We start from the raw sequence: 12,653 nt of genomic DNA on the forward strand, positions 1-12,653 counted from the left end.
CCGGAGGACCGGCGTCCTCGGCCCGTCCGGACGGGGTGTGTTCCGCCCGCCGGACGGGATCATCCGAGCCCGTCCGGCGATCGAGGACACACCCGGCGTCACAGCTCCGTCGGGGCTCGTTCCGTGAGGCCGTACTTGGTCGCGATGCCGTTCCACAGGCCCGACGCCTGGCGCTTCGCCGCCGTCGCCTCGCCGCTCGCGGCGTGGCCCTCGGAGGCCGCCTTCGTCGTACGGGCCTTGCCGCCCTTGCAGCCCTTCTTCGTCTTCGCCTCGCCCGCCCACGTCGCGTAGTGGTCGTCCGCCGAAGCGGACGCCTGCCACGCCTTGGTCAGGGAGGACGACAACTGGGCGTGCCGGGGCAGCTTGTCGAGGGTCAGTTCCTTGAGCCGGGTGACCATGTCGCGGCGCTGATCGGCCGCGCCCTGGAGGTCGCTGACGGCCTTGTCCAGGTTCTCGCAGGTCTTGATGGACTCGACCGCGCTGATCACCGCCGCCCGGCTGTCGTTGCTCTCGGCGAGGAGCTTGTCCAGCTCCTCGGCCTGGGGCTTGGCGGGGTCGGCCGGCTGCTCGTCCTCGCCCGGACCCGAGGGCGAGCTCTCCGACGAGACGGTCTGGTTGTTGTCCTGCTTCTTGGAGTCGTCCCCGCTCATCAGCCAGCCCGCGCCCAGTCCGAGGACGGCGCAGCCGACGACGACCGCGGCGATCAGCGGGATCGGTGAGGACTTGCGGCGCCCGGCGGCCCGGCCCTGCGGGCCCGACGGCTCCTGCGGGCCGCGCGGCGGCTGCCCGTACGGAGGCGGTGCGCCGCCCTGTCCGTAGCCCTGCCCCGGCCCCTGCTGCGGGTGACCCTGCCGGCCGCGGCCCTGTGGACCGCCCCTGCCCCGGCCGGGACCGGCGCCCGGACCCGCGGCCGGGTCGAACTGCGGCAGCTGCTGCGTCGCGTCCGGGACCTGGCCCGCGCCGGGGTCCTCGCTGCGGAAGAGGCTGTCGAACTCGGCGGGCGGCTGGCGGTCGCCGGGGTCGCCGGGCCTGATGCCGTACGGCGCGCCGGGGGGCGCGGCCGGGATGTCCCCGGGGCCCTGCGCGGGGACGGGCGCGATGAACTGCGTGGCGTCCGTGTCCGACGTGGCCCCGGCGGGCGGGGACGGCTGGACGGTGCCGAGGTACTGGGTGGACTCGGCCGGGCTCTCGGGCGGCAGCCCGCCGGGGTTCCGGCCCTGGTGGTACTGCGGCGGCACCGGCGGTATGTACTGCGTCGCGTCGGCGGCCCCGGCCGCGGGCACCGGCGGTATGTACTGCGTCGCGTCCGCGCTGCCGAGAGGGCCGCCGGGGGCGGCCGGGGGCGGCGTCTCGGCCGGCAGGGGCTGCGCACCGTACGTGCCCCCCTGCGGCGCTCCGTACTGCTGCTGCGGCGGCTGTGCCTGCGGCAGGGGCTGCGCCTGGGGCTGCGCGGGCGGCAGCGGCTGCTGGTACTGCTGCTCTTGCTGCTGAGGGGGCTGGTACTGCTGCTGGGGCGCCTGCGGGTAGCCGTAGCCCCCGCCTCCGTACGCTCCCGTCGCGTCGTACGACCCGTGGGCGCCCGGATCCGGCTGCTGCGCCTGCGGTGGCGGCAGTTGATGCCCCTGCGGCTGTCCTTGCGGCTCCGGCTGAGGCGCCCCCGGCCCCCAGGGCTGCCCCCACGGCTGACCGCCCGCCGGGGCGGACTGGTCGGCGGCCGGGGCGCCGGGGATCAAGGGGGGACCGCCGTCGGCGGGCAGCACGATGCCTTCGTGCGCGGGCCGAGCGGCAGGCGACTGCGACTCGTCCCTTTGTCCGCTTTGCGTCACCGGGACTCCTAGTGTGGACCTACGGAATCGTCAGTTCACGCTACCGGGTGAATCAGGAGCCCTGCTACGCGCCCGGAATCAGTCACAGCCACCCGTGTTCAAGACACCCGCCGGCGATGCGGACCAATCGGACCACCGTGCGCGGCTGCCGGTGACCGCCGGAGACCTTCCGCGAACGCCGGGGCCGGCCCGTCCGCCCCGGTCACGGACCCGCCGCCCGAGCCGCGCCCCGTCCCACCGACGCCACACCGGCCCCGTGGTCAACACGGCGCAACGGCCGCCCGATGGCTGTCAGACGCTCCGGCGAACGCCGTACAGCCGCGCTCCGGGCCGAAGTTGTAGCAAAGCCGTGTCACGCGGCCTGCGTCTCCAGCCGCGCGCTGAACTCCCGTACCGCGGGCTCCGCCCCGTACGGCTCCAACCGCTGCTGGAGATCGTCCAGATACTCCGCCCCCCTGCTGGAACGCAGCGTGCCCAGCAGCTCCGCCGCGCGCGTGCCCGTACGGCACGCCTCCTCCACCTCGCGCTGCTGGACCTGTGCCGTCGCCAGCAGCACCAGGCCGATCGCGCGCCGTCTCGACCGGGCCTCCGGATGCCCCGCCAGTGAGTCGGACGCGTGGCGCGCCGCCGCCTCGGGCTGGCCCAGGTCGCGGTAGCAGTGGGCCAACTCGTCGGCCAGATAGGCATGGTCGTAGTGCGCGATCCACACGGGGTCGTCCCCGCTCTCCGGATCCGCGTGCTCCAGCGCGGTGAGCGCCCGGCCCGCGACCGCGTGGCACTGGCTCACATCGCCCATCAGCGCGTGCCCCCGTGCCTCGGCGGCCAGGAACATGGCCTGCGCCCTGGGGGTGACATGTCCCCGCGCGCCTTCCTGCGCGGCCCGCGCCAACTGGGCGATCTCGCGCGGGTTCCCGAGCTGGGCCGCGAGATGGCTCATGGACGCGGCGAGCACATAGCCGCCGTATCCGCGGTCCCCGGCGGCCTGCGCGAGCCTCAGCGCCTGGATGTAGTACCGCTGGGCGAGCCCCGGCTGACCGGTGTCCACCGCCATGTACCCCGCCAGCTCGGTGAGTCTGGCGACGGCGGCGAAGAGTCTGCGGCCGACCGCCTCCGGGTACGACCCCGAAAGCAGGCCCGACACCACGCTGTTCAGATAGTGCACGACGACCGGGCGGACGTGGCCGCTGCCGAACCGGTGGTCCAGCTCGACCAGGGCGGATGTCATGGCGGCGACCGCCGCCACGTCCGAATCCCCCACCCGCGCACCGGTGTTGCGGGCCACCGACGCGTCCGCGCCGGTGATCAGCCAGTCCCGGCTCGGCTCGACGAGCGCCGACGACGCCACCGCCGCTCCGGTCAGGAAGTCGCGTCTGCCCACGTCGCTGCGCCACAACTCGCAGACCTGCTCGATCGCGCCGACGACCGTCGGCGAGAACTGGAGTCCGATGCCCGAGGCGAGATTCTTGCCGTTGGCCATCCCCAGCTCGTCGATCGTGACCGTGCGCCCCAGCTTGCGGCCCAGCGCCTCGGCGATGATCCCGGGGGCCCGGCCGCGCGGCTGCTGGCCACGGAGCCAGCGGGCGACGGACGTCTTGTCGTAGCGGAGGTCGAGGCCGCGTTCATTTCCGACCATGTTCACCCGGCGGGCGAGGCCGGCGTTGGAACAGCCCGCTTCCTGGATGAGTGTTTGCAGCCGTTCGTTCGGCTGACGGGCGACGAGAGGTCTGGCTGCCAATGGATACCCCCTGTGGCCGCGGTGATCGACTGAGCGATCACTGCCCGGCGGAAACGCAGTAAATGCGTGCGATGGTCGAAATCAGCAATCTTCGGTAACTTTCGGGAAACGCCGCCCGCTTGGCACCGAGATGTGTGTGATCCGCCTCATGCCTCGCGCCTCCCCGATGGCAACCCCCGGTCACCGGTTGTGGTTACCCATCGACACGCCGCAACCTCACGCGCGCCCCCGCCCATGCACCAGTGCGCCCCGCGTGCGCGATCGATGCGCCGCCGCGACGCTCCGCGGCGCCCGTAACCCGGGGTGCGGGCGGGAGTTGTGCTCATCGTGGACAAGACCATCGGAGTGACGGGCGTCACGGACGCCGCGCAGATCCCCCAGCAGCGGGGCGAGCCGCTGCTGGACAGCGCCGTGCGGTACGCGCAGGAGCGGCACTGGGACGTGTTCCCCGGCACCTGGCTGGAGGCGGTGGACGGCAGGGAGCGCTGCTCGTGCGAGCGTTCCGACTGTCCGGCCCCCGGGGCGCATCCGACGAGGCCGGACTGGGCGACGCAGGCGACGGGCAGCGGCGTAGCCGCGCGCAGGCTGTGGTCGAAGCAGCCGCGCTCCTCGGTCCTGCTGCCGACGGGCCGCACGTTCGACGCCCTCGACGTGCCCGAGTCGGCGGGGTTCCTGGCGCTCGCCCGGATGGAGCGGATGGGGACGACGCTCGGTCCCGTCACCCGCACCCCCGAGCGCCGGATGCTCTTCTTCGTGCTGCCCGGCGGCTCGGTCAAGGTGGACGACCTGGTGCGGAGGCTGGGCTGGTCGGCCCCGGCGATCGACCTGGTGGCGCGCGGCGAGGGCCACTACGTCGCCGCCCCGCCCACCCGTGTCGGCGGTTACGGCGCGGTGCAGTGGGTCCGGCGGCCCACCCCGCCGAACCGCTGGCTCCCCGACGCGGAGGAGCTGATCAGCCCGCTGGCGTACGCCTGCGGCCGCGACGCGGCGGCCGCACGGGCCCGGCGGACCTGAGGACCCCGCTCGGGGGTCGTCCTATGGTGGGTCCTCCCGACATCTCGAAGAGGAACACCGAAGGGCAGTGCGGCATGCCGGATCACGTACCGGACCGAGCGGCGGAGCAGACAGGGCGACAGACGGCGGCCGGGCGGCCCGCCGCCCGGCGGGAGGCGCGGGATGCGGCGCCGGACACGGCGGGCGGGGCGCGTACGGAGGCGCCGCCCGCCGTACGCGTGGAGGGGCTGTGGAAGCGCTTCGGTGAACAGGTCGCCGTCGCCGGGATCGATCTCGATCTGCCCGCCGGCCAGTTCGTGGGTCTCGTCGGCCCGAACGGCGCGGGCAAGACCACCACGCTCTCCATGGTGACCGGCCTGCTGCGGCCGGACATGGGCAGGGTCCGGGTCGCCGGGCACGACGTCTGGGGCGATCCGGTCGCGGTCAAGGCCAGGATCGGCGTACTGCCCGAGGGGCTGCGCCTGTTCGAGCGGCTCTCCGGGCGCGAACTCCTCGGATACACCGGCCGGCTGCGGGGGCTGCCCGGTGACGAGGTCGACAAGCGCGCCACCCAGCTCCTGGACGTACTGGACCTGGCGGGCTCGCAGCACAAGCTCGTCGTGGACTACTCGACCGGTATGCGCAAGAAGATCGGCCTGGCGTCGGCGCTGCTGCACAACCCCGAAGTCCTGTTCCTGGACGAGCCGTTCGAGGGCGTCGACCCGGTGTCGGCGCAGACGATCCGCGGTGTCCTGGAGCGCTACACCGAGTCCGGCGCGACCGTCGTGTTCTCCAGCCATGTGATGGAACTGGTCGAGTCGCTGTGCGACTGGGTCGCGGTGATGGCCGCGGGCCGTATCCGCGCGCAGGGGACGCTCGCGGAGGTACGGGGCGACGCGCCCTCGCTCCAGAGCGCGTTCCTCGAACTGGTCGGCGCGCAGGGCCGCGACACCGGCGAGTCCCTGGACTGGCTGGGCGGTGCCCGATGAGCGCGGAGGCACCGGCCGGCGGCACGGGTCTGTCCGGGACGCCGGGTGGCGCGGCATCCGCCGCTCCCGCCCCATCGGTCGGCCCCGCCGGTCCCGTCGGTTCGGGTACGACGCCCGTCGCCACCCTCGGCACCCGCGCCCTCGCCCCGGTCTTCGTGACGCTGAAGCTGTCGCTGCTGCGCAACGGGCTGCGGCAGTCCTCCGGCCGTACCGCCGCCTATGTGGCCTCCGTCGTCTTCGCCCTGCTCATCGCCGCGGGCCAGCTCCTCGGTCTGATCCTGCTGCGCGGGAACAGCGGCGCGGGCACCCTCGTCGTCGTACTGACCGCGATCGTGGCCCTGGGCTGGGCGATGCTGCCGCTGTTCTTCCCCAGCGGCGACGAGACACTCGACCCGAGCCGCCTGGTGATGCTGCCGCTGCGGCCCCACGCGCTGATCGGTGCGCTGCTCGCCGCGTCCCTGGTCGGTATCGGACCGCTGTTCACGCTCTGTCTGGTGCTGGGATCCGCGATCGCCGTCGCGCACGGCGGCGCCGCGATCGCGCTGTCGGTCGTCGTCGTACCGCTGACCCTGCTGGTGTGCGTGGCGCTGTCGCGTGCCGTGGCCGCGGCGAACATCCGGCTGCTGACCTCGCGCAAGGGCCGGGACCTGGCCGTGCTGAGCGGTCTGGTGATCGCCGTCGGGATCCAGTTCGTCAACTTCGGTGTGCAGAGGCTCAGCGAGGCGGGCGGGCTGTCGGCGCTCGACCCCGTGGCCGACGTCCTGCGCTGGCTGCCGCCCGCGTCGGCGATCGGCGCCGTGGACTCGGTGAGCGACGGCGCGTACGGATGGGCCGCCCTGCAACTGCTGCTGTCGCTGGCCGCGTTGGCCGCGCTCATGTACTCGTGGCAGCGCTCGCTCGTGAAGCTGATGACCGCCCCGGACGGCTCGACGATCGCCGCCGCCGGGCCGGCCCGCAAGGAGTCGGCTTCCGGGCTGGGCCGGCTGCTCCCCGAGGGGCGTACGGGGACGGTGATGCAGCGGAGCCTGTGGTACGTGTGGCGCGACCCCAAGACCAAGGCGGCGTGGATCACTTCGCTGGCGATCGGGCTGATCGTGCCGCTGATCAACGCCCTCCAGGGCAACGGCTCGATCTATCTCGCGTGCTTCGCGGCGGGGATGCTCGGCATCCAGATGTACAACCAGTTCGGGCAGGACACCTCCGCGTTCTGGATGGTGGCCCTGACGATCTCCTCCACCCGTGACGCGTATCTCGAACTGCGGGCGAGGGCCTTCGCCCTGCTGGTGATCACCCTGCCGTACTCGGCCCTGGTGACGATCCTGACGGCCGCGCTGCTCGGCGACTGGCGGGCGCTGCCCGAGGCGCTCGGGCTGTCCTTCGCGCTGCTCGGCGCGATGATGGCGACGGGCGCCGTGGCCTCGGCCCGGTTCCCGTACTCGATCCCGCAGGACAGCGCGTACAAGAACGTCGCTCCGGGGCAGGGCGGGCTCGCGTGGATCTCGATCCTCGGCGGCATGCTCGGCGGCGCGCTGCTGTGCGCGCCGGTGATCGGGCTGACGATCGGCCTGCACGTGTCGGGCGCTGAGGGCCTGACGTGGCTCGTGCTGCCGGCGGGGACCGCGTACGGCGCGCTGATCGCGTGGGCCGGGGTGAAGGTGGCGGCGCCGCAGACGGCGTCGAGGCTGCCGGAGATCCTGACGGCGGTCAGCAAGGGCTGACCGCCCCCGCAGGCGGGAGAAGTGACCGCCGGGGCGCCCCGGCCGAGGCGCCCCGGCGGCCTGCCCGCTCGGACCGCGCGCGGCGCCGCGGACCGACGCGGTCCTGCTCGGCCGTCTCGGCCACCACCCGGTCTCCGAGGCCGTGCGGCACAACCGCCCCGGGGCCGATCCAAGGAGACCGCGTCGTCTTAAGCTCGCCGGTATGACTGTTTCTCTCAGCGCCGCCGCCCGGAAGATCCTCGACGGCCGCAATCCGGCCGTCCTGTGCACCGTCAACCCGGACGGCGGTCCGCAGTCCTCGGTGGTCTGGGTCGGTACGGACGGCGACGACCTGGTCATCTCCTCGCAGGCGGGCCGTCGCAAGGTGACGAACCTGGCCGGTGAACCGAGGGTCAGCCTCAGCGTGTTCGACATGGCCGACCCGGAGCGGTACGTGGAGGTGCGCGGCACGGCCACCGTCAGTGAGGACATCGGTCGGCGGACAGCCGTCGCGCTCGCCGAGGAGTACGAGGGCCCCGGCGCCGGGCAGGAGTATCTGAACCTGCCGCCCGACGTCGTACGCGTCACGATCCGGATCACCCCGGAACGGCTCACGGGCAACTCGGCGGCCTGACGCGGCAGTCCGCCCGGCATGCGCGGACCGCCCGGTCGCCGTCCCCGGCTACGCCGTCAACGCGCCGTCCAGGAACGGCTCTATCGCGGCGTGCCAGGCGTCCGGCCGGTCGTAGTGCGCGAGATGCCCGGCGTCCGTCACCTCCGCGTACCGCCCGTGCGGCAGGACGCGGACCATCTCCTGCGCCTCCGCGCGGCCCAGCTCGCCGTCCAGGCCCCGCACGACCAGCGTGGGGCAGCGGACCTGCGCCAGCTCCTCCCAGTGCGCGTCGTGCACCCAGGTCTCCCGGGAGACGAGCATCTGGCGGCGGGAGAAGACCGGCCGCCAGCCGTCGGCGCGCTCGGCCATCACCTCGGCGAAGTACTCGCCCCGGCCCGGACTCGGCCGCTCCAGCCACGGGTCGTCCTCGGCGAACCACTTCCGCACGTCGGCGAGCGTCGCGAACGGGACGGGCCAGGTGCGGAACCAGTCGACCCACTCCCGCTGCGACGCCGCCCCCAGCGCGGACGCCCGCATGTCGCAGATGATCAGCGCACCGACCAGGTCGGGACGCTTCGCCGCCAACTGCCAGGCGGTGAGCGCCCCCATGGCGTGGCCGACGAGGGTGACGGGCGCCAGGCCGAGCTGTTCGATCGCGGCCTCGGCGTCCGACACGTACGCCTCGCGTGTGTACGGCGCTTCGGGCGGCTTGTCGCTGCGGCCGTGGCCCCGCTGGTCGAGCGCGACCGCCCGGTGACGCCCGGACAGCCGGCGCGCGGTGGCCGCCCAGTGCGAGGCGCGGCCCATCAGTCCGTGGAGCAGCAGCACGCCGGGGGCGGGTCCGGTCCCGGCCGGCTCCTTGGGAGGATCGGCGAACTCCCAGGCAGCGAGCCGCAGCCCGTCGAATCCGGTCACATCGATGCGCTGCACCATGTGTCCTGGCACCCCCTTCGGTCCTGAGTGGTCGAGTCGATGGCACCGGCCCGATGCCGTGCCGTTCGATGCCGTGCCGTTCGTTGTGCCGTTCGGTCGCACGACTCCCCCAGGCTATCGAACTCCCATTCGAAAACTGGGTCCTGGCGCGCAACACCGCTCGTACGAGTGACGGTGGTCAAGGATTGTCCGAAGCGCCGGAGGGGAGATCTTCTCCAGGAGGCGGACCACTCGGGGATGAGGGTTCGCGGGGACCGACCCTGGGAGCTCGGGGCTCCGGGTCGGAACAGGGGAGGACAGGCCCCGGCGCCGCAAAGCGCCGGGGCCCTTACCGCGCGCGGCGGGCACAGCGAAAAGCATCAGGCGCACAGCCCCGCTCCCTCCTCGGCCGCGGAACGAGGTCCGCCACCGCTGCCCTCAGGTCATATGCCCCTCGACAAGCCTGGCACGCGAATCGCCCGCCCGCTGCCATTCCGCCGGGATATTTGCATTCTCCGTCGCCAGGGGAACACTCTCCGCAGCCGTCACCGGGCAGCCCCGACCCGCCGCCCGTGCGCGGGGCGGCCGGAGCGCTGAGCCGAGGTCCGGGACCGGTACGGGTCCCGGAGACCCCGGTAGGTCAGCGCTTGGCGACGAAGACGTGCGAGGCGACCTCGGAGTCCAGCTCTGCGGCCTCTCCGCTGCTGCCCACGAGCACCCCGCCCACCGGCGACTCCGTCACGCTCACCACGGAGCCGGGCTGCACGCCCGCCCGCCGCAGGGTGTACATCAGCTGGGCGTCCGTCTGGATCGGCTCGCCGATCCGCCGCACCACGACCGTCTTGCCCTCGCTGCCCGGGTCGAGATCGGCCAGGCTGACCATGCCCTCGTCGAGGAAGGGGTCGGCCTCCTTCTTCTCGCCCAGCTCCTCCAGGCCCGGGATCGGATTGCCGTACGGCGACTCCGTCGGGTGCCGCAGCAGCTCCAGCACCCGCCGCTCCACCGCCTCGCTCATCACGTGCTCCCAGCGGCAGGCCTCCGCGTGCACCTGCTCCCACTCCAGGCCGATCACGTCGACCAGCAGACACTCGGCGAGGCGGTGCTTGCGCATCACCCGGGTCGCGAGTCTGCGCCCTTCCTCGGTCAGCTCCAGATGCCGGTCGCCCGCGACCTGCACCAGCCCGTCGCGCTCCATGCGGGCCACGGTCTGGCTGACCGTCGGCCCGCTCTGATCCAGCCGCTCCGCGATCCGGGCGCGCATGGGGACCACACCTTCCTCTTCGAGTTCGAGGATGGTGCGGAGATACATCTCCGTCGTGTCGATCAGTCCGGACATACGTGCCCCTCGATGCTGTGACATGAAAACAACCGTGCGCTGGCCCCTGCTCAATTCTGACGCATCGCACCGACAACCGTGCCGTACGGGAAGCCGCCCATGAGGAAGCCGTATTGACACGGTAAAGGTCCAGACCGCAACGTGATCCGCGGCACAGGCATTCCCGCCCCCGTTCCCTGTCTGTTCCGCCCTCTTTCCCGCCCCCTACGGAAGGTCTCCCGATGAGCGAGAGCACGCTGGCCGGTCAGTTCTTCGGCGCCGCGATCGGTCTGCTGGAGCGCGTACGCGACGAGGAGGCCGCGAGCATCGAAGCGGCCGGCAAGGCGATCGCCGAGACGGTCGCCTCCGGCGGCCGTGTCTTCGCCTTCGGCGCCGGGCACTCCTCGCTCGCCGCTCAGGACGTCGTCTACCGGGCGGGCGGTCTCGCCCTCATGAACCTGCTCACCGTGCCGGGCGTGACGGGCGTCGACGTCATGCCCGCGACGCTCGGCTCCGCGCTGGAGCGGGTCGACGGCCTCGCGAGCGCGGTTCTCGACTCCAGCCCCGCGAAGGCGGGCGACGTCCTGGTGATCATCTCGCTGTCCGGGCGCAACGCGCTCCCGGTGGAGATGGCCCTCAACGCGAAGGCGCTGGGCCTGAAGGTGATCGGCGTGACATCGGTGGCGTACGCGACGCAGACCGGGTCCCGGCATGTGTCGGGCACGTACCTCAAGGACCACTGCGACATCGTCCTCGACAACAAGATCGCGGTGGGCGACGCGGAGCTGTCGGCGGACGGCATCGAGGCGCCGTTCGCGCCCGCGTCGACCGTCGTGACGAGCGCGCTGATGCAGGCCATGGTGGCGACCGCCGCGGGCGGCCTGGTCGAGCGCGGCATCGACCCGCCGATGCTGCGGTCGGGGAACGTGGACGGCGGGCACGAGTGGAACGGGCGCGTGATGACGGAGTACGGGGACCGGATCTTCTACCGGCACTGAAACCCGGCGCCCGGCACCTGGGGTCCGGCACCGGTACGGCCGCGCCTCATCACCCGGGCCCGGCCTCCGGCCGCGTCTCCTCCGCCCGGAGCAGGTCCAGCGACGCCGCCATGCGGGCCGTCACGTCCTCCGCGTACACCGCGTCCTGGCGTTCGAACGACGGGCGGCTGGCACCCCGCAGGAACGTGACCACGCCCAGGGTCCTGCCCCGGCTCCGCAGCACCGTGCAGAGCGCGTGCACGGAGTCGGGCGGCCACTGGCGGGAGACCGACCAGGTCGGGGTGGTCGAGGCCCCCGAGGGGGCGCTCGCGCGCACCGAGCCCGTGCGGGCCACCGCCTGGAGGGCCGGATGCCCGTCCCGGTACCGCACGGGGATCCCGCCCGCCGCCACCGGCAGACAGGGGCCGACCGAACCGCCCGGCGTCGCCGCCACCCGTACGAGGCGGGTCGGCGGGTCACCGGACCACTTGTCACCGTGGGACCTGCCACCGGGCGCGGTCGCCGCGCCCGGGTCGCCGTGCACCAGATCGATCAGCGCGTGGTCGGCGAAGCCCACGAGCGCGAAGTCCAGACAGACCGTCGCCGCCTCCATCGGGCTCTCGCACTCACCCGCGGCCCGCCCGGCGCGATGCAGCTGGCTGGAGCGGAAGCGCAGCTTGTCCGCCTCCTGCGCGGCGAGCCTCGCCTCCGTGACGTCCTGGAAGAGCCAGCCGATGCCCAGCGGCACCGGTTCCTCGGCGAGCGGGGACGCGAGCCGCAGGAAGCCGCTGCGCCAGCAGCGCCGCCGCTCACCGCCGTCCGCCTTGCGCAGCGTCACCCACAGCTCGGCGAGCGCCCGCGGCGCACCCTCCGCCAGTACGTGGTGGAGCGCGCCCTCCAGCTCCTCCACGCCCTGTACGACGGTCTCGCCCAGGGGCCGTCCGAGCAGCGCCGTACGGTTCGAGCCGAGCGCACGCGCGGCGTGCCCGTTGACGACCGTCGGCCGCAGGTCCACGTCGACCAGCACCACGCCCCACAGCGCGTCGTCGAACAGCGCCTCGCTGAGCGCGATGGACCGCTCCAGGTCGATCTGCGCGTGCACCTCGCCGAACGCGCAGTACACCCCGGCGGGGCCGCCGTCCGCGCCGCGCACCCCCGCCGACTGGGTCCGTACGAGGACACGGCCGCCGTCCTTGCGCAGCAGCGCGAACTCGTGGACCAGCCGTCCGGGCACCTCCATCGCCGACATCAGCCGCCCGTGCACCTCGTCGGCGTCGGCGCTGCGCACGGCCCAGCCGGCGAATCCGCGCCGGCCGACGGCCTCCTCGGCGGACCAGCCGAGTATCCGCTCGGCCTCGCGGTTCCAGTGCGTTATGACGCCGTCGGCGTCGAACGCGCACAGGGCGGCGTCCATCCCGTCGAGCAGCGCGGCGAGCAGATCGGCCCCGGGCCCGCTGTCGGGGCCCACCGCCCCGGCCTCGCCGGACTCCGGCTCGTCGGGGCCGGGCGGGCGAGCGGTCTCACTCCGGGAAGCACTCATCCCTGGCACCCCCTGCCGGCTGCTTGGTCACACCTACGACCATTCAACTCGAACGT

General features: G+C 73.2%; 10 protein-coding genes. 5 read left to right on the plus strand and 5 right to left on the minus strand.

Annotated elements, in window-relative coordinates:
* Nucleotides 1-98: 98 nt before the first annotated feature.
* Nucleotides 99-1,826, minus strand: coding sequence for a hypothetical protein (locus SSPS47_RS14030; protein WP_203557842.1), 1,728 nt, complete (start codon nucleotides 1,824-1,826; stop codon nucleotides 99-101).
* Nucleotides 1,827-2,178: 352 nt separating this feature from the next.
* A complete protein-coding gene (locus tag SSPS47_RS14035) occupies nucleotides 2,179-3,561 on the minus strand; it encodes a transcriptional regulator (protein WP_164251439.1) in 1,383 nt (460 codons plus the stop codon).
* Between the two features lie 318 nt (nucleotides 3,562-3,879).
* On the opposite strand from SSPS47_RS14035, the gene SSPS47_RS14040 reads away from it, so the two are divergent.
* The 4 genes from SSPS47_RS14040 to SSPS47_RS14055 all read left to right on the plus strand — a co-directional run bounded on the left by SSPS47_RS14040 (nucleotide 3,880) and on the right by SSPS47_RS14055 (nucleotide 7,874).
* Entirely contained in the window at nucleotides 3,880-4,575 is a 696-nt protein-coding gene (locus SSPS47_RS14040) for a bifunctional DNA primase/polymerase (protein WP_203557843.1), read from the plus strand.
* A 74-nt stretch (nucleotides 4,576-4,649) separates the two neighbouring features.
* Nucleotides 4,650-5,543: an ABC transporter ATP-binding protein gene (locus SSPS47_RS14045; protein ID WP_164251441.1), complete on the plus strand. Its 894-nt coding sequence runs from the start codon at nucleotides 4,650-4,652 to the stop codon at nucleotides 5,541-5,543.
* Nucleotides 5,540-7,261 carry a transporter gene (locus SSPS47_RS14050; protein WP_239064904.1) on the plus strand — a complete coding sequence of 574 codons (1,722 nt, stop codon included), beginning with the start codon at nucleotides 5,540-5,542 and terminating at the stop codon, nucleotides 7,259-7,261. The genes SSPS47_RS14045 and SSPS47_RS14050 overlap by 4 nt, the downstream gene beginning before the upstream one ends.
* Nucleotides 7,262-7,463: 202 nt before the next feature.
* Entirely contained in the window at nucleotides 7,464-7,874 is a 411-nt protein-coding gene (locus SSPS47_RS14055; RefSeq protein WP_164251442.1) for a PPOX class F420-dependent oxidoreductase, read from the plus strand.
* 48 nt (nucleotides 7,875-7,922) lie between these two features.
* On the opposite strand, the gene SSPS47_RS14060 is transcribed toward SSPS47_RS14055, so the two are convergent.
* Nucleotides 7,923-8,786 carry an alpha/beta hydrolase gene (locus SSPS47_RS14060; RefSeq protein ID WP_147876747.1) on the minus strand — a complete coding sequence of 288 codons (864 nt, stop codon included), beginning with the start codon at nucleotides 8,784-8,786 and terminating at the stop codon, nucleotides 7,923-7,925.
* Nucleotides 8,787-9,405: 619 nt separating this feature from the next.
* Entirely contained in the window at nucleotides 9,406-10,101 is a 696-nt protein-coding gene (locus SSPS47_RS14065) for a metal-dependent transcriptional regulator (RefSeq protein ID WP_147876746.1), read from the minus strand.
* 221 nt (nucleotides 10,102-10,322) lie between these two features.
* On the opposite strand from SSPS47_RS14065, the gene SSPS47_RS14070 reads away from it, so the two are divergent.
* Nucleotides 10,323-11,078, plus strand: coding sequence for an SIS domain-containing protein (locus tag SSPS47_RS14070; protein ID WP_164251443.1), 756 nt, complete (start codon nucleotides 10,323-10,325; stop codon nucleotides 11,076-11,078).
* A gap of 49 nt (nucleotides 11,079-11,127) precedes the next feature.
* Here the strand turns inward: SSPS47_RS14070 and SSPS47_RS14075 are convergent, their stop codons facing one another.
* Entirely contained in the window at nucleotides 11,128-12,597 is a 1,470-nt protein-coding gene (locus SSPS47_RS14075; protein ID WP_164251444.1) for a PAS domain S-box protein, read from the minus strand.
* Between the last annotated feature and the right edge of the window lie 56 nt (nucleotides 12,598-12,653).

The sequence above is a fragment of the Streptomyces sp. S4.7 genome (genome assembly GCF_010384365.1).
GTDB lineage: Bacteria > Actinomycetota > Actinomycetes > Streptomycetales > Streptomycetaceae > Streptomyces.

Coding starts and splice junctions, on each gene's coding strand:
- SSPS47_RS14065 (WP_147876746.1), bottom strand. CDS start 10,101: ATGTCCGGACTGATCGACACGACGGAGATGTATCTCCGCACCATCCTC.
- SSPS47_RS14070 (WP_164251443.1), top strand. CDS start 10,323: ATGAGCGAGAGCACGCTGGCCGGTCAGTTCTTCGGCGCCGCGATCGGT.
- SSPS47_RS14055 (WP_164251442.1), top strand. CDS start 7,464: ATGACTGTTTCTCTCAGCGCCGCCGCCCGGAAGATCCTCGACGGCCGC.
- SSPS47_RS14045 (WP_164251441.1), top strand. CDS start 4,650: ATGCCGGATCACGTACCGGACCGAGCGGCGGAGCAGACAGGGCGACAG.
- SSPS47_RS14050 (WP_239064904.1), top strand. CDS start 5,540: ATGAGCGCGGAGGCACCGGCCGGCGGCACGGGTCTGTCCGGGACGCCG.
- SSPS47_RS14060 (WP_147876747.1), bottom strand. CDS start 8,786: ATGGTGCAGCGCATCGATGTGACCGGATTCGACGGGCTGCGGCTCGCT.
- SSPS47_RS14075 (WP_164251444.1), bottom strand. CDS start 12,597: ATGAGTGCTTCCCGGAGTGAGACCGCTCGCCCGCCCGGCCCCGACGAG.